We start from the raw sequence: 20,781 nt of genomic DNA, 5'->3' as shown, positions 1-20,781 counted from the left end.
TTTTTCTTTCTTCTTTACTCTATTTTCTTTTAGATGTAAATCTCTTTCCCCTGTTCAATAAATTCCTCTGATTTCTCTTGCATTCCTTTTTCTGCGGCAGCAACATCCCTGATTTCCTGAGATATCTTCATAGAACAGAATTTTGGTCCGCACATTGAGCAGAAGTGCGCCACTTTTGCGCCGTCAGCCGGAAGTGTTTCATCATGGAATTCTCTTGCTGTATCTGGATCTAAAGCCAAATTAAATTGATCTTCCCAGCGGAATTCGAAACGGGCTTTACTCAAAGCATTATCACGATATTGCGCTCCTGGATGACCTTTTGCTAAATCGGCGGCGTGAGCTGAGATTTTGTAGGTTATTACGCCATCTTTAACATCTTTTTTATTTGGTAAACCAAGGTGTTCTTTTGGTGTTACATAACATAACATCGCACAGCCGTACCAGCCAATCATAGCCGCTCCAATTGCCGATGTGATGTGATCATAACCCGGAGCAATATCTGTAGTCAACGGACCTAAAGTATAAAAAGGAGCTTCATGGCAATGTTCTAATTGTTTGTCCATGTTTTCTTTAATCATGTGCATTGGCACATGTCCTGGACCTTCAATAAAAACCTGAACATCATGTTTCCAGGCAATTTTGGTTAATTCTCCTAAAGTTTCTAATTCTGCAAATTGTGCTGCATCATTTGCATCGGCAATCGAACCTGGACGCAATCCGTCTCCAAGAGAAAAAGCAACGTCATATTGTTTCATGATTTCGCAGATTTCTTCAAAATGCGTGTATAAAAAGTTTTCTTTATGATGAAATAAGCACCATTTTGCCATGATCGACCCGCCTCGAGAAACAATTCCTGTAACACGATTCGCAGTCAAATGAATATAACGAAGCAAAACTCCCGCGTGAATGGTAAAATATGAAACACCTTGTTCTGCTTGCTCAATCAAAGTATCGCGGAAAATTTCCCAAGTTAAATCTTCAGCAATTCCTTTTACTTTTTCTAATGCTTGATAAATCGGAACGGTTCCAATTGGAACAGGAGAATTTCGGATAATCCATTCTCTGGTTTCGTGAATGTTTTTTCCCGTTGATAAATCCATAATCGTGTCTGCTCCCCAACGACAAGCCCACACGGCTTTTTCAACTTCTTCTTCAATACTCGAAGTCACGGCACTATTTCCGATATTGGCATTGATTTTTACCAAGAAATTACGCCCCACAATCATTGGTTCGCTTTCAGGATGGTTGATGTTATTTGGAATAATCGCTCTTCCGCAAGCCACTTCAGAACGAACAAATTCTGGAGTGATTTTGCTTTTTGGCGTATTCGCACCAAAGCTGTTTCCGCCGTGCTGGCATTGCATTGCTTTGGTTTGTTCGTTTAAAAGTTCGATGCGCTGGTTTTCGCGAATCGCGATATATTCCATTTCTGGCGTAATGATTCCTTGTTTGGCGTAATATAATTGCGTTACGTTTGCACCTTTCTTAGCACGTTTAGGCTGATGTAAATATTCAAAACGAAGATGATTTAAGTTTTCGTCTTTTAATCGACTTAAGCCGTAATCTGAAGTGATTTCGTCTAAAATTTCAACATCATTTCGATCTAAAATCCATTGTTCTCTTAAACGCGGAAGTCCTTTTCGAATATTAATTTCGATATTCGGATCGGTATAAGCGCCCGAAGTATCGTAAACAGTTACAGGAGGGTTTTTCTCAATGCCTCCATTTGAAAGTTTGGTATCGCTCAAAGCAATTTCACGCATTGCTACTTTTATCGGATGAATTTCTCCGTCGATATATACTTTTTTAGAATTCGGAAATGGGGTTCTGGATATTTGTTCTTCGTTTGTCATAATATTTTTGTTTCAGGTTTGAAGTTTAAAGTTTCACGTTGATTCTGATTGTGTTTAATCATATCATTTTCTGTAGAGAAGTACCGCAGTGCGTCTACGAGCAGTATGTAATTGGAATTTGTTTTTTTAAAAATTTGGAATTTAAATCTCTACCCACCTTGCGTAGCAGAAATAATCAAAATATCGTCAGTTTCGTGTAGGAGATATTCGTTCCATTTGGTTTTTGGAACAACAGTATTGTTTACAGCAACGGCGATTCCGTTTTGTTTTTGCGGAATTTCGAGATCGAGCAATGATTGAACGCTTAACGATTCAGCATTGAATTTTTTGATTTGTTGATTGATTTTTAGTTCCATTCCTTCTTAGTTTAGTGTATAGATACACCTTAGGAATGGCTACAGAAACGCAAAAATATGCGCGCAGAAGTCATCTTACTTTTCCCTACGCTAGTATGAACTAGATCAGGTTCAGAGGGTAAAATCTCAGCCTACAACTTTGTAGACACCCCTAAAGTGTGAAGCAAATATATGTATTTTTTTTAAAGTTTTCAGTCTCAGTCACAGTTTTCACTCTTTAATTTAAAATATCAAGTTTTGTAAATATGAAAACTAAGAGTGCGACTGCGACTGAAAACTGTGACTATTTTTCTTTGCGAATAAAGCAATCTTCCGTGTGATCATTGACCATTCCGGTGGCTTGCATGTGTGCGTAAATTACGGTTGAACCAACAAATTTAAAACCTCTTTTTTTTAAATCTTTGCTGATTTCGTCTGAAAGCGGTGTGGTGGCAGGAACATCTTTTGAAGTTTTCGGATGATTTATAATAGGTTTTCCATCCGTGTATTTCCAGATATAATCAGAAAAAGAGCCAAATTCTTCTTGCACTTTCATAAAAGCCTGAGCGTTTGAAACTGTGGCTTTTATTTTTAATTTGTTCCGAATAATTCCGATATTCTGCATTAATTCTTCGATTTTGTCTTCAGAATAATGGGCTACTTTTTTATAATCAAAATAATCAAAAGCTTCTCTGAAATTTTCTCTTTTGTTCAAAATCGTAATCCAGCTTAATCCTGCCTGAAAAGTTTCCAGAATTAAAAATTCGAATAAAGTAGGGTCGTCATACACGGGAACGCCCCATTCTTCGTCATGATATTTTTTATATAAATCGCTGGAAGTACACCAACTGCATCGAATGGTATTTTCGTTTTCCATTATCTTCCAATTTGCCAGCTATATCCTTTTACACTAGGGATATATGCTGAACGACCAACTATTATTAAGTCGTTGTAAATTTTTCTATTATATTTAATGCCGATCGCATTGCCCGACATATACATTTTATTTGCTTTGAATTTTACTTTCATTTTACCGTCTTCAAGTTCGGCATCAGATACTTTTTCGACTAGCCAGGTAGATTTCCATTTTACGGCTAATTCATTTTCGGCGGTTTTAGTAACGCTTTTAACTAGTTTAACAGCTTCTTCAGGAATTTCAAAGTTTTCTGTAAGTTGTTCCTGTGTCATTGTTTGACCCATTTTACAGTTGTTCAGGATCTTTCTGATATTAACAAAATTCAATAATTTGTCGTTGACTTCTTTTTTGATGTTAATGGGAGTGTTTTGCGTTTGGTTTACTGGCGTATGAATTGGTGTAACGTTTATTGGATTTTTTACATCAAAAGGATTTTTGTTGATACTCGCTGTTTTTTTTGTATCAATTTCTTTTGGAGCCTTAATATTTTTCGACGAGATTTTTGCATTAGTTTTAATAGGAGCAGGCGTTAACATATTGACAGGTGCAATTGCTTTTTTAGCCGGCTTTTTTTCATCATGGCCACAGCTAAAAAACAAACCTATTATGAAGAATAAGATAAGCGAGAAACTATTTTTCATATCCAAATGTTTTTATTCCTTATGAGGATCTTCTTCCAAATATTTTTTTATCAAATGATGCCCTGCGTAAATTAAAGGTGTCAATAATATGGCAATTGATAATTTAAAAGTGTAACCAATTAGCGCCGAGGATATAAAAGTATCAAAATCAATTTTTCCAGGCAACCAAAATGCTATTCCAAGTACAATAAAAGAATCAAATAATTGCGAAATTACTGTTGATCCTGTTGTTCTCAGCCATATTTTTCTCTCTCCGGTGCGTCTTTTAAAAAACCAAAAAATCCACACGTCAATTAATTGTGACGCCATAAACGCAATCAAACTACCAACAATAATCCACATGCTTTGACCAAAAACAGCTTGAAATTGTTCGTCATTTACAGGACTTATTCCTTTTGCTGCAGGAATTATAATAGCCATAAATAAAATCAAAAAAGCGTATGCAATCAAACACGCGGTTATAAAAGAGAGTTTTTTTACTCCTTTTTCACCAAAATACTCATTTATTAAATCGGTTGTTAAAAACACTATTGGCCAAGGCAAAATTCCGATGCTCATTACAAATGGGCCAATTTGAATAAGTTTTCCTCCAATTAATTCAGCAACAACTGCGTTTGTTATGAATATACCTGCCAGAATTACAAAGACAATTTCTCTTTTGGTTTTAAACATATAAGCTTACTATAAAATCTGTTTTTCAAAGTTAATTATTTTAAGCTTAATATTCTTCATCAAGAATGTTTTCATTATTTGCATTTACTTTTTCAAAACTTGCTCTTAAATGCTCCTTGTTCAAATATTCTGTTGCAATTAAATTGTATGTTTTTTCTAAATCTTCTTCACCATCATCCAGCAACTTCAAATTAATAACGTTGAATGCCAACGGATTTATTTTTCCATTTTCACTTATAAAACCAACCGTGCAAAGTTGGCTTTTTTCCATATCTTTTGCTTTTATTTTGTAATAGAATAGCGAAATCTCATGACTGTCTTTTTCAATAATTTTCGTTTTCATCATTGAAATGCTGTCATTTTCGTTAAGATTTTGGAAATTTATTACTGCAGCTTTTGAAATTTCTTCATCTGAAAAATGAAGTAAATCTTTTTTATTTTGGTTTAATAAAAGGTTTATAACGGCAAATTGTGTTTTCGAATCTTTTAAGAAATCTTCAATTTCAGCTGTTGTCAGTTTATTGTTTACAATTCCTAATCTTGCTAATTCGATATTCAATTCAGGAATGTCTAGTTTTTTTATTTTGGTTAAAATATCCTTGACCGGCTTGTCGTCAATATAGTTATAAATCAAGGTTGTATAGGTAAGCAAGTCGGCTAGCGATTCAGTACTGTCAAAATAAATGCCTGTATCTTCAAGGTTTTCGTTGGTTTGTTTTGCTTTGTTTTTTTGATTCCAACTCACCACTCTTTTATATTCAAGTTTGGTATTGGTAAGAATTAGTTTTTTGAACGCTTTTAATTTATTAACAGAGATTAATTTTTGTTCAAACAACGAATTGCAAAAAGTTACTACAGGGCTGTGGTATTCTTTTATGCTGTAGTACTGAAAAACATCAGGGAATAATTCTTTGCTGTTTTCCGAATCTTCCTCAAATGCCGAAAATAAGTTGGCAATCGCAAATTGATTGTCTGGAATAGGCAAATCGTAATCTAGTAATTCATTGATTTTTTTATAAGCAGCTTTTGTTTTTTGATTAGAAAGCGCTTTAAGAATACTAACTTGCTCATCAGTTTTAACAGATTCTTTTTTATAATAATTTTCTAAATACGGAATAACTCTATCATCTTTTATATGACCTATTTTCTCCAAAAGTGAAGTAACAGCATACGTTTCATTTTCTTTAAAACCAAAAGAATCTACAAAACCAGTTAAGCTTTCAAAATCTTTAGCAGAAACATCCAACGTATTTATTGACTTTAAAGCTGAATAACGAATAGTATCGCTTTTGCTTTGTGCATCTTCAATAAAAAGTTTGATTTTATCGGTTGCATTTTCAGTTGGGTAGTTTTTTGCCAAAGCCAGTGAATTGAACGTTTTTTCGATAAAAACATCTTCATTTTTATAGTTTTTGTCAACCAGCGTGCTCAACAGATAATAGGTGTTGTTTTTATAAAGCGCCTTGTATTTTATTGCTTGGACAGCATTTGGTTTTGAAACTGTTGCGTTTATAATATAACTATTATCCTCTTTATTGAAAGTGGTGTTTTCTGAAACAAATTCGTAAATATTTTTTTTGTCTGAAAGAATTTTATTCCAAAGCGATTCTGAAAAACCTTTTTTCACACATACCTCTGGACTTAGTAATGAAGTCGAGTTGTCGATAAAATTTTCGTCATTAAAATTGTCGTCACTAAAATCTATGTAATCCTTTTTTAAGAACTCTTCTCTGAACTTCTTTTGAATTGAATCAATCGGGAGATTATGCTCGTATTTTGGATATTTATAATATTGCAAGCTGATTTTTCGGCCAGTTTCAGAGGCGAAGTTTTGAAATTTTATTTCTGATGTAAAAGTGTTTTTTCGTTGTCGTTTGTCTCCTTTAAGATTCAAAAACAAGTTTTCATTTTCCTTCTCGGGAATTTCTATTTTATAGTTTGCTGTCGAGTCAACATACATTTTGGATTTTGAAGTATAAATAAAAGGCGAAATTGAAAACGATTTGAAAAATCGGTTTGTATTTTCTTCAGATGCGTTTACTGTCCCCAATAAATAATATTTATTTCCCGCAACGACCGTTTTTAATTTCATTTTTCGATTTCCAATTTTAGAAGACGAAATCAAAACATTTTCTGCTTTATTGTATTGCACGGCAGAGGAATCTTGATCTTGTTGTAAATAAAACTGATAGTGAATTTGGCGTTGTTCATATTCTGAATTCTCCAATAATTCGGTATCGTTTAGCGTTTTTTCTCTTAAAAAATAATACCCTTTTTCTTGATTATCATAAGCCTGAATGTCAATATCAGTTCCTTTTTCGAGCGTATTTCCAAAAACAAAATTAAATGACGGAATTTCGGCTTCAAAACCGCCTTTTAATGGTTTTATTTTTTCCCATTCATTTTTAAAAGGTTTTATTTTGATATTGTCAAAAACTTCGCTTTCGTATTGGCGAACATAATTTGCAGGTCCAGTCATTGAAACCGCAATAATTTCCAGTGGTGTAACAAAAAATTTAGAGTGCTGGCTATTTCCTGTTTTGGTCACATTTTTAATATCGTAACCTGAATAATTATTTTGCTCAAAATATTTTTTCTCAATAATATCGCCCGCAATATTTTCAAAAAACAAACTGTCTAAAGATTTTGTATTGTAGGTGATTTCATTGCTGTTTAGGAAGTAATTAAACGGAATTCTTTTAATTGTAATAGCGCCACCATTTGTAAAGTCAGGCGAGCCTAAATTTTCGTTTTCTTGAATTGTAGTTTTATATAATGGCAATTGCAACATTTTGTCTTTTGTACTTGTAACGCTGAAATTTGGATTTGGAAAATAGGCCTCAATTGTCTTTTTCTGATTTTTTCCATTTTCAGTAAAAGTGTCAATTATTGGTTTTACTGTATATCCTTTTTGTCTTAAAAGCGCAATAATTCCTTCATTTCCTCCCAGATGCGCTGCACCTACGGCTGAGAATAAACTGCCGGTTTTTGCAATCGAATCGATGCTTTTGGTCATTACCTTGTTGCGGTTTATAATTAATGCATCGTGCGCTTTTTTCGAAAACATTAATTTATAGATAGAATCGAGCATGACAATATCTTTTTCTCTGTAATATTCTTTAAGAGCTTCTGTAGGATTTCGATTCTTTAAGATCTTTAGTAAAATCGTCTTGTTCTCATCTTTAGCAATAGCATCTTCATCCATTATATTGAGGATCGAAAGCATTGATTGTTTTGCATCTTCGAGTCCGGCAATTTTCTTTTTGTACTTTTTTCCTGTCTGAAAAATAAACATATCAAGAACGGTATTTTCTTGAAAATCGGCATGATTTCCTTCCGCTCCAGATAGCATGTTTTTAAAATATTTGGCATTATCATTAACAAAAATGGTCTTAATGTTTTCTTTGCTCGCAGGAAACAAATAAAATTCCGAATAAAAATTTGTAGCGAAATTATAGTCGTCGTTTTTCATTAAGTTGTTTAATTCGCCCCAAGTTTCAGGATTACTTTCATTGGCAACAATATCTGATCCCAAAAGGTTTTTGAAGAAAGAATCAGACAAATGAAAAGATACTTTTTCATTGACATGCATCGTTCCGTACAAATAAGAATTTTTGGTTAAACCATTGCCGGATATTTCCCAAAATAAACTTTTGTTTTGTGCCTGAATAACCGAAGTTATTAATAATGAGATATAAAGTAATTTTTTCAAGAGAGAACGATTAAAGGTTTTAATAAACAAATATAAAGCAGAATAGATTCTGTTGTTTACGGTTTCCCGTTTTTATACGTTTTTTTATAAAGGATTTTCTGAACAACGCCGAATGCTTTTCTTAATTAAAGGTATTTTTAAAGAAATGATTTTTTTTTAACATTCTGTGAATGGTTTGTGATTCGTAATTTTTAGGTATTTTTGGAGAAGAACAAGTTTCTATTATTTAAAATCAAATTAATGAGAATGAAAAAATTAATGTCAATTTTTATCATGAGTACAACTTTTTTTGCGGCTTCCGCACAAAGCAATTCTGATAATCCGTTGCTAAAACCTTGGACAGGACCTTATGGTGGAGTTCCTGCCTTTAATGAGTACAAAGTTTCTGACTTCAAACCGGCAATTCAATTTGCTATTCAGGAAAAATTAAACGAAATAGATGCTATTGCGAATAATCCAAAACCAGCTACTTTCGAAAATACTATTGTTGCTTTAGAGCGTTCTGGCGCAACGATTGAGCGTATTTTGACCGTTTATGGAATCTATAGATCAAACTTAAGTAGTCCTGAGTTTAGTGCAATCGACAGAGAAATGTCGCCTAAATTTTCTGAGTTTTCAGATAAAATAAATCAAAACAAAAAGTTATTTACCCGAATCGAAACGGTTTATAATTCAAAAGAAAAAAGCAAACTTACAGGTGAGCAACAACGATTGATTTGGTTGTACTATACTAATTTTGTACGTCAAGGGGCACAGCTTAATGATGCAGACAAAGCAAAAGTTGCTGGAATAAACAAAGAGCTTGCAACGCTCTTTACACGTTTTAGCCAAAATTTATTGGCAGAAGAGCATAACCAATATGTTGAATTAAAAACAGAAAGCGATTTTGCAGGTTTGCCAACCGAAGTTAAAAATGCTGCGATTGCTGAAGCAAAAGAAAGAAAATTGAACGTGATGGGATGTATTGCTAACACGCGTTCTTCAATCGAGCCATTCTTGACATTTTCAACTCGCAGAGATTTAAGAGAAAAAGCATTTGATATTTTTGTAAAACGTGGCGATAACGGAAACGAGAATGACAACAACTCAACACTTGTTTCTATTTTGCAATTGCGTACTCAAAAAGCAAAATTATTGGGTTACCCAACATTTGCTGACTGGAGTTTGTCTAACAAAATGGCAAAAGATCCTAAAAAGACTTTGGCTTTAATGGAATCTGTTTGGGAGCCTGCTGTTGAGCAAGTACATAAAGATGTTGCCGAAATGCAAAAAATCGTTGATGCAGAAGGCGGAAATTTTAAAATTCAGCCATGGGATTACCGTTTTTATGCTGAAAAAGTTAGAAAAGCAAAATACGATTTAGATCAAAATGAAGTTAAGCCTTACCTTCAATTAGAAAACTTGCGAGAAGGAATGTTTTGGGTTGCTGGAGAATTATTCAACTTAAGCTTCAAACAAGTCACTAATGTTCCAGTTTATCATCCAGATGTACGTGTGTGGGAGGTAAGCAACAAAGTAACAGGTAAAGTTGTTGGGTTATGGTATTTTGATCCTTATGCTCGTGCGGGAAAACGTTCTGGCGCGTGGATGAATGCATATCGCGACCAACAAAAATTAGATGGAGATGTTCTTACAATTGTATCTAATAACTGTAATTTTATTAAAGGCGCAGCTAATGAGCCAATTTTGATTTCTTGGGAAGATGCTTCGACTTTATTCCACGAATTTGGACATGCACTTCACGGTTTATGTTCAAACGTAACATATCCAAGTTTGGCAGGAACGGCTGTTGCGAGAGATTATGTTGAATTTCCATCACAATTATTAGAGCACTGGTTGGCAACTCCAGAAGTGTTGAACAAATTCGCTTTGCATTATAAAACTAATCAGCCATTACCTCAGGCGTTAGTAGATAGAATCGAGAAAGCAGCAAACTTTGGTGAAGGTTTCTCTACGGTTGAAACAATCTCAAGCTCTTTAGTAGATATGAAACTTCATTTGGCTACGCAGCCTATCGATCCTCATAAATTTGAAAAAGAAACATTAGATGCGCTTCATATGCCTTCAGAAATTGTAATGCGCCACCGTATTCCACAATTTGGGCATATTTTCTCAAGTGATGGATATGCTGCAGGATACTACAGTTACTTATGGGCTGATGTTATCAATGCAGATGCATGGGAAGCTTTTACAGAAGGAAAAGGAGCTTATGATAAAGCTGTAGCAAAAAGACTTTATGATACTGTATTTAGTGTTGGAAACACTATTGATCAAGAAAAAGCGTATGAAAACTTCAGAGGTAGAGCCCCGAAATCTGATGCGTTGATGCGTGCAAGAAACTTCCCAATCAAGGGTAAAAAATAAGAAGATTGAAATCTGATTAAAATCCCCGGATAAATTATTTATTCGGGGATTTTTATTGAATTGTATTTAAAGCCCAAGGCTTTTAGTATTTCCGAGAGGAACAAATTATATTGTAGAGCTGTCCCGAGGCTTCGGTATCAGTCCAGTTTATGCAGAACAAAAAAAGCCCCGAATCGTAAGATTCAGGGCTTTTTATATTGAAATAATTATATTAACCTAAAGTAACTCTTTTGAAACCAGTGATTTCAACATTGAATCCTTTAACATAATCACCAACTTTTTTACTGTCATCTTTGATGAAGTTTTGATCAAGTAAAGCTTTTTCTTGATCTAAAGTAGTGTTGTCAGAAATGAAACGTTGAACTTTTCCTGGAAGGATTTTATCCCAGATTTGCTCTGGTTTACCTTCAGCTTTTAATTCAGCTTTAGCATCTTCTTCAGCTTGTTTGATAACTTCAGGAGTTAATTGAGAGAAAGAGATATATTTAGGAACATTTTTCAAAGTTTTTCCTAAACGTTTAGCTTCTTCATTGTCTTTTTCGATTACAGCAATACGAGCAGCAAGTTCAGATTCAACGAAAGCTGGGTCAAAATCTTTGTAAGATAATGTGTCAGCACCCATAGAAGCAACTTGCATAGAGATGTCTTTTGTTAAAGCTTCAGCGTTAGCAACTGGAGCAGAAATTGCAGTTAAAGCAGCAATTTTGTTAACGTGAACATAAGATCCAACGAAAGCGCCTTCTAAAATTTCAAAACCACCGATTTCGATTTTTTCACCGATAACACCAGTTTGCTCGATTAATTTCTCAGCAACAGTGATTCCGTTGAAATCAGAAGCTAATAATTCTTCTTTAGTAGAGAAGTTGATCGCTTTTTCAACTAAATCTTTAGCTAGAGCAACGAAAGCTTCATTTTTACCTACGAAGTCAGTTTCGCAGTTTAAAGTAAGGATAGCTCCTTTAGTATTGTCTGCATTGATAAAAGAAACAGCAGCTCCTTCAGAAGACTCACGGTCAGAACGGTTAGCAGCAACTTTTTGTCCTTTTTCTCTAAGAATTTGTATAGCTTTATCGAAATCTCCTTCAGCTTCAACTAAAGCTTTTTTACAGTCCATCATTCCGGCACCTGTAGATTGTCTTAATTTATTTACGTCTGCAGCAGTAATTGTTGCCATAATATTTTGAATTTTAATGTTAAAAGTAAAAATTCCATCTTCTAAATCCCAAACTCCAATTTTATTAAATTATCAACATAACGTTTTTAATTTTGTATTTGGAATTTGGAATTTAAAATTTGGAATTTAAAATTTGATTTATTCTTCAGTTGCAGGAGCAGCTTCAGCTTCAGCAGCTGGAGCTTCTTCAGCTACTTCAACTTCTTTTTCAGCACCTCTGTCAGAAAGACCTTCGATTACTGCAGTAGTCACTAAAGATAAAATTTTGTCAATTGATTTAGAAGCGTCATCATTTGCAGGAATCACGTAATCAACCTCTCTTGGGTCAGAATTCGTATCAACCATTGCGAAAACTGGAATGTTTAATTTTTGAGCTTCTTTTATTGCGATGTGTTCAGCTTTGATATCTACTACGAACAATGCTGCAGGTAGTCTAGACATATCAGCAATTGAACCTAAGTTTTTCTCTAATTTAGCACGTAGACGATCAACTTGTAAACGCTCTTTTTTAGATAAAGTGTTGAAAGTACCATCTTTCTTCATTTTATCGATAGAAGACATTTTTTTAACTGCCTTTCTGATAGTTACGAAGTTAGTCAACATTCCACCTGGCCATCTTTCAGTGATGTAAGGCATGTTTGCAGCTTTTGCTTTATCAGCAACGATGTCTTTTGCTTGTTTTTTGGTAGCTACGAATAAGATTTTTCTACCTGATGCAGCGATTTTTTTCAAAGCTTCATTAGCTTCTTCAATTTTAGCTGCAGTTTTATATAGATTGATAATGTGAATACCATTACGCTCCATATAAATGTAAGGAGCCATGTTTGGATCCCATTTTCTAGTCATGTGTCCGAAGTGAACACCTGCTTCTAGTAATTCTTTTACTTCTATTTTGTTTGCCATTTTTGTACTAGTTTACGTTCTGTTGATTAGCAATGTATAAATGGCGATTTCTCTGGCTTTATACATTTAGATGCTAAACTATATCCTACCTCGATAGGAGAGCAACAATAACTGTGTTTTTTAATTTCAATAAATAATTGATAATGTCTTGTCCCATCTGAACAAGACAGGTAATATTAACGTTTAGAGAATTGGAATCTCTTACGAGCTTTCTTCTGACCGAATTTCTTACGTTCAACCATTCTAGGGTCTCTTGTTAATAAACCTTCTGGTTTAAGGATAGCTCTGTTTTCAGCGTTAACTTCACACATTACACGTGCTAATGCCATTCTTACAGCTTCTGCCTGACCAGTTGTACCACCTCCGTAAACGTTTACTTTTACGTCAAAGTTACCAGCGTTTTCTGTCATAGAAAGCGGTTGTAAAACTTTGTACTGTAAAGTTGCAGTTGGAAAGTAAGTTGCGAATTCTTTTTTGTTTACAGTGATGTTTCCAGTTCCTTCAGAAACGTATACACGTGCAACAGCGGTTTTTCTTCTACCGATTTTGTGAATAACTCCCATTACTTAAGATCATTTAGGTTAACAGTTCTAGGTTTTTGAGCTCCGTGTTTGTGCTCAGCTCCTACAACAACATTTAGATTTCTAAAAAGTTCAGCTCCTAATTTGTTTTTAGGTAACATTCCTTTTACCGCTTTTTCTACTAATAATGCAGGGTTTTTAGCTTGCAATACTTTAGCAGTTAAAGTTCTTTGTCCTCCTGGGTAACCTGTATGACGCATGTAAATTTTGTCATTCATTTTTGTACCTGTAAGGTTAATTTTTTCTGAGTTGATAACAATTACGTTATCCCCACAGTCAACGTGCGGTGTGTAACTTGGCTTGTACTTACCTCTTAAGATCATAGCAACTTTAGAAGCAAGACGTCCTAAGTTATGACCTTCAGCGTCAACAACAATCCACTCTTTAGTTACTGTGGCTTTGCTTGCTGAAACTGTTTTGTAGCTTAATGCGTCCATAATATTATTTTAATTAAACATTCCATCCCCAATAAAGGGGATGCAAAAGTACAATTAATTATTTTAAAACCAAATACCTGAAAGAATATTTTATCTGCTGAAAATCAGGACTTCAGTTTTTAAATTAATTAAGGAATAAAAAAACCGTCTCTGCAATAAAGTAAAGACGGTTAAATATTTAGGAAAAAAAATCAATTATACAATAAATATATTGGCTATATCAATTACCTGTTGTGTTGTAAGTGGCTCATCATAAGCCTCTGAGCCTGCTGCAGCCCCAAAGGCGGTTGCGGTATTAAATCCTGCTTGCATCGTTACACCTTCTCCGTCATAGACTGCTTGTGTTGCTGCCGGCATACCAGCGCCTCTCTCGGCATTGGAAATCCATCCTTTTAAACCTCGTAATCTTCTAACTTCGGATGCATGACGCGCTTCTACTGAATGAATCTGCAATGCTGCGGTTAGCAAATCTGGTGTGGTTATTAAGTTTGCAGCTTGGCCTTTGTAAGCTCTTACGCCGGTATCTTCAAAAGCTTGTGCCAATGCTAAAAATGTTGGATAATCATGAAAAGGATCAAAAGCGCCACCTACTGTAAAATCAAAAGTGGGTTTTGCAACGAAGTTTGGGCTCATTGTTCCGCCAAGTCCGTTAATTAGGAATTTAACATGATCAGATTCATGTGCGGCAATTTGTTGAAATACTTTTAAATCGCGTCCGCCATTTTCTGATGCTGGAATTACTCCAGAATCTAATGCCATGGCGTAAAATTCATTTTCAAGATATTCTAAAGTCAAAGCAAATTGCAAAGCTCCAATTGGTGTTGCGGGTGTTGCTGTAATGTCTTTCGCGAAAGCTTTATTAGTAAGAGCCGACAATCCGAAAGGGATTGATGCCAAAGCTAAATTTTTTCCAATATTCCCAAACTGCGTAAAACTGTCTCTGCGAGAACCAGTACGATTCGTTAAATTGTCATCAGTGAAGGATTCTATAAATTTTAAAATGTTCATAATTTCTAAGTTTTAACGGTTAGGATTAAGGCAAGTATTTAGCTGTAAATTTTGTGGTAATAAAATTTCCAGCAATCGGAAGGATTTTAGAAGGATCTTTTGCATCGTCTAAACCTGTCGTCATATTTACAATATCATCTCCGGCAAAATCTTTCGAATTCGGATTAATCAAGCTTCTTATTGCTGAAGCATGTCTAGCTTCTACCGAAACAATTTTTCCGGCCAATAATAAGTAGTCTGCGCTTTTAATTAATCTTCCAGCGCCATTATAAGCAGCCACTCCTGTGTCTTCCAGTGCTTTTGCAGTTGCAAGAACTTCGTTGCGACTATTGAAGTTTAGAGAGCCATAATTGAATACTAAGGAGGGAAGCAATTGTGAACTAGGATCAGGAAGGGCTCCTGTTAAAGCGGCTTTAAAAAAATCTCTGTGAACTACTTCGTGATGATACAAGTCGGTTAAAACTTGTTTTTCTGTGTCATTAAAAACAGAATTGAAACTGGAAGAATTTACAACTTTTGTATAAAAATCAGCTTCTAATTGTTCTAAGGCGTAAGCGTAAGTCAGTACACCAAAATCTCCGGAGCCTAAATCAAATACTCCATTTTTTATTCCAGGCAGGGAATTGTCCTGCATATTATCTTCATTATCGTTGTCGCTGCAGCCAGCAAGAACCAAACCTGCACTAACTAGCGTTAAGCCACTGAGCTTTAGAAAGCTCCTTCTACTATCCAGGGAAGGATTAACTTCCTGAATTTTAACTTCGTTTTTCATAATCAAAGGTTTTTATTAAGGTTAATAAAGCGTATATTAGAGTATTAACGAGATTTAAGGAGATGCGGTTTTAAAAATCAGGGTTATCTTGCTTTTATTTTCAAAAGACCTTATAATTTTAATAAGTGGTAGGGCTTTTTTGTTTTATTTTAGGTAATTCTACTATATTTGTATTAATTACATAAAATTCAATTAGATGAAAGCTAAAGCAACTCTTAAACAAATTGCGAAAGAACTAGGTGTTTCTGTGTCAACAGTGTCTAAGGCATTAAATGACAGTCCAGAAATTAGTGAGCAAACGAAGGTGAAGATTAAGGAGTATGCCAAACTCAAAAATTATAAGCCGAATGTTATTGGTCTGAATTTGAAAAACAGAAAGACCAAAACTATTGGTGTAATTATACCTAATATATTGAACTCTTTTTTCGCAAAAGTTTTCAGTGGTATTGAAAAAGTTGCCGATAAAAAAGGATATAATGTGATTACTTGTATTTCTAATGAATCTTTGGAAAAAGAAATTCATACACTTGAAATGTTGAGTAACGGAACTATTGATGGTTTCATTCTTTCGGTTTCTGAGGAAGCCCAAAAACTTCAAGACTATAATCACTTTTCGGAAATTATCAATGACGGAACTCCAATTGTGATGTTTGATCGTATTGCCGATGAAGTGGATTGTGATAAAGTAGTGGTTGATGATTTTGATTCAGCTTTGAACTCAACACAGCATTTGATTAATCTTGGATGTAAAAATATCGCCTTGATTTCTTCTGTAGATAATTTAAGCGTTGGAAAATTAAGAGCTGATGGATACTTGAAAGCTTTGGCAGACAACAATATTCCAGTAAACGAGAAAATTATTCTTCGTACCGATTCTGAAGATGACATGAAAGCTAAAATCGATGGTCTTTTTGATAACAAAATCGATGGAATTTTTGCTTTGGATGAAAATGACTCAGTTGCAGCTTTAAGAGTGAGTTTGAAAAAAGGATACAGAGTTCCTGAAGATATTTCAATTATTGGTTTTGCTGACGGAATTTTAGCTTCAAGACGTTTATCGCCAAGTTTAACAACGGTAAGCCAGCACGGAATTGAAATTGGTGAAGTTGCTGCAAAACGTTTAATTAAAAGATTGGAAGAAAGCGAAGAAGAAACTTCGGATTATGAAACAATCGTCATCAAGACGGTTTTGAAAGAACGAGAATCGACTAGAAAAGTAAAATAGCAAAAGAGCCATCAGGATTAAATCTGGTGGCTTTTTTTTATTTTAAATCATAAGGGAATTTTGGGTTCTTATATTTTTGTAATTTTTCAAACGGAACCAAGAAGGGTTCTTCGCATGCGCGACTTACTCTTGCAAAATAAGGAGTAAATGTTATTCCTTTTTCTGTATAACTCCAAGATACAAAATCCCAATATTCAAGATTTGTGTAATCACAATCCTCATCGCTTTCAGGTTTTGTAAAGTGTTCTATAGAAGTTACAAGTTCTAATAATTTTGGAGCGAAATAATCATTTCTGTATTTCGAAAAAGCAGAAAAATTATCCTTTTTCTCTGTGGTTACACTTTTGTCAAAAGCTATAATGTCGTCAATCTCATATTGTCTTCCGTTGTTTAAATCGATTAGAAAACCACTGCTTCCAAAATCAGGATGTGCTCCTCCGCAGTACCAAGAATCAAAAGTTTCAAAACCAATTAAATTTGTATTAAGAAAGTTTATAGTTGCTGTGCTTTCTATTCCTTTACCATCACTATATGCAAAACTTGACGAACAGCCCAATTGCGTTAGTGTTCTTTGCGCATGGATTTCTTCTAAAATAGGGTTGATTGTAGCTTTGTTCTTTTCAGGAAAATTATTTCCCAATCTGAAGAAGTCTGAATCACAGTGTTTTTCAGAATACCAAACAAATTCTTTATTGTTGTAGGTTGTGGTTTTGATTTTCTTAAACTCAAGAAATTTAAACTTTACAAAATTTAGTTTATCCTCTTCAAACTGAAGTTTTAAATTGGATTTATAATTTGCAAAGTTTATAGGCGCAAGATGAACAGGCTGCTGTTTTTCTTTTGCATCATACCAAAATCCATCAAAATTATTAGAGGTCGACTTTTTTAAATAAAACTTTTCGCTTACAACATCTCCGGGCTTAAAATAAAACGTATAGTTGCCATCTTTTAATTTTGCTTCTAATTTGATGTCTTTTAATGAATTTTGATAAAAATAAGTTGCATTTACATTAGTTTCTTTATCTGATTTATAGACACTGATACTCATATAAATTTTGCTTTTCCCTAATGTTCCTTCCAAATAATAGGTTTGATCCTGGCAAAATGAAAGTACAGAATGAAATAGAGAGACAAAAAGGAAAAGCTTTTTCATTGCTTAAAAATATTGTTAAGTCAAAAATCTAAAATCCACAATCTGAAATCTAAAATTAGATCAATGCGCTTCTAGCCAATCTTTACCCATTCCTAATTCAACTTCTAAAGGAACCGCCATTTTAAAAGCATTTTCCATTTCGTGTTTGATCATTGGCTGAATTTTATCGAGTTCGTCATTGTGAACATCGAACACAAGCTCATCATGAACCTGAAGCAACATTTTAGATTTCCAATTTTCGTCACGAAGTTTTTTATGAATGTTGATCATTGCAATTTTGATCACATCGGCGGCACTTCCTTGAATTGGAGCGTTTACAGCATTTCGTTCAGCAGCACTTCTTACCACGGCATTTGCCGAATTGATATCTTTTAAATAACGACGTCTTCCTAAAATAGTTTGTACGTAACCTTTTTCGCGGGCAAATTCAACTTGTTCTGAAATATAAGATTTTAGTCTTGGATACGTTTTGTAATAAGCATCAATCAAAGCGGCACTTTCGCTTCTTGATAACGAAGTCTGATTACTTAAACCAAAAGCAGAAACACCATATATAATTCCGAAGTTTACTGTTTTGGCATTGCTTCTCTGTTCGCGCGAAACTTCATCTAAAGCCACATTAAATACTTTTGCAGCTGTTGCTTTGTGGATATCTTCCCCGTCCTGAAACGCTTTAATCATGTTTTCTTCCCCGCTTAAAGCAGCAATAATTCGTAACTCAATTTGCGAATAATCGGCAGAAATTAAAGTGTGGTTTTCATCGCGAGCTACGAAAGCTTTACGAATCTGACGGCCTCTTTCTGTACGGATCGGAATGTTCTGCAAGTTCGGATTGTTTGAACTCAAGCGTCCTGTAGCTGCAACGGTTTGCATATAATCGGTATGAACGCGTTGTGTCTTATTGTCCACTTGCTCTGGCAAAGCCAAAATATAAGTGCTTTGCAGTTTTACCATTTGGCGCCAGTCCAGAATATCTTTTACAATCGGATTTTCATTGGCCAAATACGTCAAAACTTCTTCTCCAGTTGCATATTGGCCGGTTTTGGTTTTCTTTTGTTTTGCACCGCCAATCTTCATTTTTTCAAATAGAATATCTCCTAATTGTTTTGGAGAGGCAAGGTTGAATTTCTCACCAGCAGTCTCGTATATTTTTTGTTCCAAAGATTTGATTTCGACATCCATTTCAGATGACATTCCTTTTAAAAAATCAACATCTAAACGAATTCCTTCAGTTTCCATAGCAGCCAAAACGCTCACTAATGGAATTTCAATTTCATCAAATAGCTTTTTAGTTTCGGTTTTGTCTAATTCAGTAGTGAAGATTTCTTTTAATTGCAAAGTAATATCGGCATCTTCAGCGGCATATTCTTTAATGTCTTCAAGAGGAACATCGCGCATCGAAAGCTGATTTTTTCCTTTTTTTCCAATTAAATCTTCAATTGATTTTGGTGAATATTTTAAATACGTTTCGGCCAAAATATCCATATTATGACGCATATCTGGGTTAATCAAATAATGCGCAATCATAGTGTCAAAAAGTTTTCCTTTTACAGTAATACCATAATTTGCAAGGATTTTTAAATCGTATTTTAAGTTTTGCCCAATTTTTTCAATTTTTTCATTTTCAAAAAACGGAACAAATTTGTCGATCAAAGTTTGAGCTTCTTCCTGGCTTTCCGGAAACGGAACATAAAATGCCTTTCCTTTTTCAAAAGCAAATGACATTCCCACAAGTTCTGCATGAAGAGCGTCAATTCCTGTAGTTTCAGTATCAAAACAAACCGAAATTTGGTTTTGTAAATTTTGCAATAATAATTTTACTCCTAAATCTCCTTGAATAATCTGGTAGGAGTGAGGTGTGTCTAATAATGTATTATAGAAAGAAGTTCTTGGCGTTTCTGAATCTTCATCTGCAGAAGCACTTCCAAAAAGATCAAACTGATCTTCGTTTTTTGGTTGTGGTTTTTTGTACAATTTGGCATCAGCAACTTCTGGGGCTGCCGTTTGAGTTCCGTCGGTTTTAAACAAATTGTCAAACTGTTCTGCCATTCTTCTAAATTCTAATTCCTGAAAAATAGCATCTGTTTTTTCAATATCCGGACGCGAAAGTTCGTAATCATCTTCGTTGAAAGTAACATCGCAATCGCAAATAATTGTAGCCAGTTTTTTAGAAAGAATCCCTTTTTCTTTATTGGCTTCGATATTTTCTTTCATTTTGCCTTTGAGCAAATGAGTGTTTTCTAAAAGGTTTTCCATAGTACCGAATTCTTTCAAGAATTTTTTAGCGGTAACTTCGCCAACTCCTGGCAATCCTGGAATATTATCAACAGCATCACCCATCATCCCAAGAAAATCGATTACTTGTTCTGGTCTTTCAATTTCGAATTTTGCCAAAACTTCAGGAATTCCCCAAATCTCTATTCCATTACCCATTCTAGCAGGTTTATACATAAAGATGTTTTCAGAAACTAATTGTGCAAAATCCTTATCCGGTGTTACCATAAAAACTTGATAATTCTGTTTTTCGGCTTGTTTGGCAATTGTCCCAATTAAGTCGTCGGCTTCGCAACCAGCAACTTCAATGATAGGAATATGCATTGCTCGCAATAATTCCTGAATATACGGAACGGCAATTTTAATGGCTTCGGGAGTGGCGTCACGATTGGCTTTATATTCAGCAAACATTTCGGTTCTTACATGACTTCCTTCTTTATCGAAAGCAACGGCCAAATGATCTGGTTTTTCTCTTTTAATAACATCTAAAAGTGAGTTCATAAAACCCATAATTGCAGATGTATCCATTCCTTTTGAGTTGATTCTCGGGTTTTTTATGAAGGCATAATAACCACGAAAAATTAATGCGTAAGCATCTAGAAGAAAAAGGCGTTTTTGAGTTGACATATTAAAAATATTAGTCTGTAAAAATAAACAATTGGGATTTTAAAAATTAGACTCGCAAGATTTTTTTTCCACCATATAAGTTATATAAGTTCATTTTTAGCAAGTGTACACTGTAGAGACGCACTGCAGTGCGT

The 20,781-nt window shown here is 34.5% G+C and carries 16 protein-coding genes and 1 riboswitch; of the genes, 2 read left to right on the top strand and 14 right to left on the bottom strand.

The genetic code is table 11. The features are described from left to right. Nucleotides 1–29: 29 nt before the first annotated feature. The 6 genes from thiC to H600_RS0109810 all read right to left on the bottom strand — a co-directional run bounded on the left by thiC (nucleotide 30) and on the right by H600_RS0109810 (nucleotide 8,129). Nucleotides 30–1,853 (bottom strand): phosphomethylpyrimidine synthase ThiC, encoded by a 1,824-nt coding sequence (thiC, locus tag H600_RS0109835; protein ID WP_026728627.1) that lies wholly within the window; start codon nucleotides 1,851–1,853, stop codon nucleotides 30–32. 149 nt (nucleotides 1,854–2,002) lie between these two features. Then, nucleotides 2,003–2,209: a sulfur carrier protein ThiS gene (gene thiS, locus H600_RS0109830; protein WP_026728626.1), complete on the bottom strand. Its 207-nt coding sequence runs from the start codon at nucleotides 2,207–2,209 to the stop codon at nucleotides 2,003–2,005. Between the two features lie 65 nt (nucleotides 2,210–2,274). Continuing rightward, nucleotides 2,275–2,372: riboswitch (TPP riboswitch) on the bottom strand. 120 nt (nucleotides 2,373–2,492) lie between these two features. Next, nucleotides 2,493–3,065, bottom strand: a complete 573-nt coding sequence (locus tag H600_RS0109825; protein ID WP_026728625.1) for a DNA-3-methyladenine glycosylase I — start codon at nucleotides 3,063–3,065, stop codon at nucleotides 2,493–2,495. Beyond that, nucleotides 3,065–3,745 carry a hypothetical protein gene (locus H600_RS0109820; protein ID WP_026728624.1) on the bottom strand — a complete coding sequence of 227 codons (681 nt, stop codon included), beginning with the start codon at nucleotides 3,743–3,745 and terminating at the stop codon, nucleotides 3,065–3,067. Before H600_RS0109820 ends, H600_RS0109825 begins: the two co-directional genes overlap by 1 nt. Nucleotides 3,746–3,757: 12 nt before the next feature. Continuing rightward, the gene (locus tag H600_RS0109815; protein WP_026728623.1) at nucleotides 3,758–4,417 is read right to left on the bottom strand and encodes a queuosine precursor transporter; all 660 of its coding nucleotides are present in this window, start codon (nucleotides 4,415–4,417) and stop codon (nucleotides 3,758–3,760) included. Between the two features lie 46 nt (nucleotides 4,418–4,463). After that, on the bottom strand, nucleotides 4,464–8,129 hold the full coding sequence (locus H600_RS0109810; RefSeq protein ID WP_026728622.1) for a TraB/GumN family protein: 3,666 nt from the start codon (nucleotides 8,127–8,129) through the stop codon (nucleotides 4,464–4,466). A 246-nt stretch (nucleotides 8,130–8,375) separates the two neighbouring features. On the opposite strand from H600_RS0109810, the gene H600_RS0109805 reads away from it, so the two are divergent. After that, entirely contained in the window at nucleotides 8,376–10,493 is a 2,118-nt protein-coding gene (locus H600_RS0109805) for a M3 family metallopeptidase (protein ID WP_051234402.1), read from the top strand. A 211-nt stretch (nucleotides 10,494–10,704) separates the two neighbouring features. On the opposite strand, the gene tsf is transcribed toward H600_RS0109805, so the two are convergent. From tsf to H600_RS0109770, 6 genes are all read right to left on the bottom strand, one after another. Then, nucleotides 10,705–11,667: a translation elongation factor Ts gene (gene tsf, locus H600_RS0109800; RefSeq protein WP_026728620.1), complete on the bottom strand. Its 963-nt coding sequence runs from the start codon at nucleotides 11,665–11,667 to the stop codon at nucleotides 10,705–10,707. 138 nt (nucleotides 11,668–11,805) lie between these two features. Further along, complete coding sequence (gene rpsB / locus H600_RS0109790) at nucleotides 11,806–12,570, bottom strand: 30S ribosomal protein S2 (protein ID WP_026728619.1); 765 nt, start codon at nucleotides 12,568–12,570, stop codon at nucleotides 11,806–11,808. Nucleotides 12,571–12,746: 176 nt separating this feature from the next. Next, nucleotides 12,747–13,133, bottom strand: coding sequence for a 30S ribosomal protein S9 (gene rpsI / locus H600_RS0109785; protein WP_026728618.1), 387 nt, complete (start codon nucleotides 13,131–13,133; stop codon nucleotides 12,747–12,749). Next, a complete protein-coding gene (gene rplM / locus H600_RS0109780) occupies nucleotides 13,133–13,588 on the bottom strand; it encodes a 50S ribosomal protein L13 (RefSeq protein ID WP_026728617.1) in 456 nt (151 codons plus the stop codon). Before rplM ends, rpsI begins: the two co-directional genes overlap by 1 nt. A 195-nt stretch (nucleotides 13,589–13,783) precedes the next feature. Beyond that, the gene (locus H600_RS0109775) at nucleotides 13,784–14,596 is read right to left on the bottom strand and encodes a ferritin-like domain-containing protein (RefSeq protein ID WP_026728616.1); all 813 of its coding nucleotides are present in this window, start codon (nucleotides 14,594–14,596) and stop codon (nucleotides 13,784–13,786) included. A gap of 25 nt (nucleotides 14,597–14,621) precedes the next feature. Continuing rightward, a complete protein-coding gene (locus H600_RS0109770; protein WP_026728615.1) occupies nucleotides 14,622–15,368 on the bottom strand; it encodes a ferritin-like domain-containing protein in 747 nt (248 codons plus the stop codon). A gap of 196 nt (nucleotides 15,369–15,564) precedes the next feature. On the opposite strand from H600_RS0109770, the gene H600_RS0109765 reads away from it, so the two are divergent. After that, nucleotides 15,565–16,593 (top strand): LacI family DNA-binding transcriptional regulator, encoded by a 1,029-nt coding sequence (locus H600_RS0109765; RefSeq protein ID WP_026728614.1) that lies wholly within the window; start codon nucleotides 15,565–15,567, stop codon nucleotides 16,591–16,593. 37 nt (nucleotides 16,594–16,630) lie between these two features. Here the strand turns inward: H600_RS0109765 and H600_RS0109760 are convergent, their stop codons facing one another. Next, on the bottom strand, nucleotides 16,631–17,746 hold the full coding sequence (locus H600_RS0109760; protein WP_026728613.1) for a hypothetical protein: 1,116 nt from the start codon (nucleotides 17,744–17,746) through the stop codon (nucleotides 16,631–16,633). Between the two features lie 60 nt (nucleotides 17,747–17,806). After that, on the bottom strand, nucleotides 17,807–20,647 hold the full coding sequence (gene polA / locus H600_RS0109755; RefSeq protein ID WP_026728612.1) for a DNA polymerase I: 2,841 nt from the start codon (nucleotides 20,645–20,647) through the stop codon (nucleotides 17,807–17,809). Nucleotides 20,648–20,781 lie beyond the last annotated feature (134 nt).

It is taken from the genome of Flavobacterium denitrificans DSM 15936, assembly GCF_000425445.1.
In the GTDB taxonomy this organism is placed as follows: Bacteria; Bacteroidota; Bacteroidia; order Flavobacteriales; family Flavobacteriaceae; genus Flavobacterium; species Flavobacterium denitrificans.
The sequence above is the reverse complement of the archived record's forward strand: the minus strand, read 5'-3'. Positions and strand labels throughout refer to the sequence as shown.

What these genes read in the sequence shown, in the direction of transcription:
- thiC (WP_026728627.1), bottom strand. Translation starts at nt 1,853, where the DNA reads ATGACAAACGAAGAACAAATATCCAGAACCCCATTTCCGAATTCTAAA.
- thiS (WP_026728626.1), bottom strand. Translation starts at nt 2,209, where the DNA reads ATGGAACTAAAAATCAATCAACAAATCAAAAAATTCAATGCTGAATCG.
- H600_RS0109825 (WP_026728625.1), bottom strand. Translation starts at nt 3,065, where the DNA reads ATGGAAAACGAAAATACCATTCGATGCAGTTGGTGTACTTCCAGCGAT.
- H600_RS0109820 (WP_026728624.1), bottom strand. Translation starts at nt 3,745, where the DNA reads ATGAAAAATAGTTTCTCGCTTATCTTATTCTTCATAATAGGTTTGTTT.
- H600_RS0109815 (WP_026728623.1), bottom strand. Translation starts at nt 4,417, where the DNA reads ATGTTTAAAACCAAAAGAGAAATTGTCTTTGTAATTCTGGCAGGTATA.
- H600_RS0109805 (WP_051234402.1), top strand. Translation starts at nt 8,376, where the DNA reads ATGAAAAAATTAATGTCAATTTTTATCATGAGTACAACTTTTTTTGCG.
- tsf (WP_026728620.1), bottom strand. Translation starts at nt 11,667, where the DNA reads ATGGCAACAATTACTGCTGCAGACGTAAATAAATTAAGACAATCTACA.
- rpsB (WP_026728619.1), bottom strand. Translation starts at nt 12,570, where the DNA reads ATGGCAAACAAAATAGAAGTAAAAGAATTACTAGAAGCAGGTGTTCAC.
- rpsI (WP_026728618.1), bottom strand. Translation starts at nt 13,133, where the DNA reads ATGGGAGTTATTCACAAAATCGGTAGAAGAAAAACCGCTGTTGCACGT.
- rplM (WP_026728617.1), bottom strand. Translation starts at nt 13,588, where the DNA reads ATGGACGCATTAAGCTACAAAACAGTTTCAGCAAGCAAAGCCACAGTA.
- H600_RS0109775 (WP_026728616.1), bottom strand. Translation starts at nt 14,596, where the DNA reads ATGAACATTTTAAAATTTATAGAATCCTTCACTGATGACAATTTAACG.
- H600_RS0109770 (WP_026728615.1), bottom strand. Translation starts at nt 15,368, where the DNA reads ATGAAAAACGAAGTTAAAATTCAGGAAGTTAATCCTTCCCTGGATAGT.
- H600_RS0109765 (WP_026728614.1), top strand. Translation starts at nt 15,565, where the DNA reads ATGAAAGCTAAAGCAACTCTTAAACAAATTGCGAAAGAACTAGGTGTT.
- H600_RS0109760 (WP_026728613.1), bottom strand. Translation starts at nt 17,746, where the DNA reads ATGAAAAAGCTTTTCCTTTTTGTCTCTCTATTTCATTCTGTACTTTCA.
- polA (WP_026728612.1), bottom strand. Translation starts at nt 20,647, where the DNA reads ATGTCAACTCAAAAACGCCTTTTTCTTCTAGATGCTTACGCATTAATT.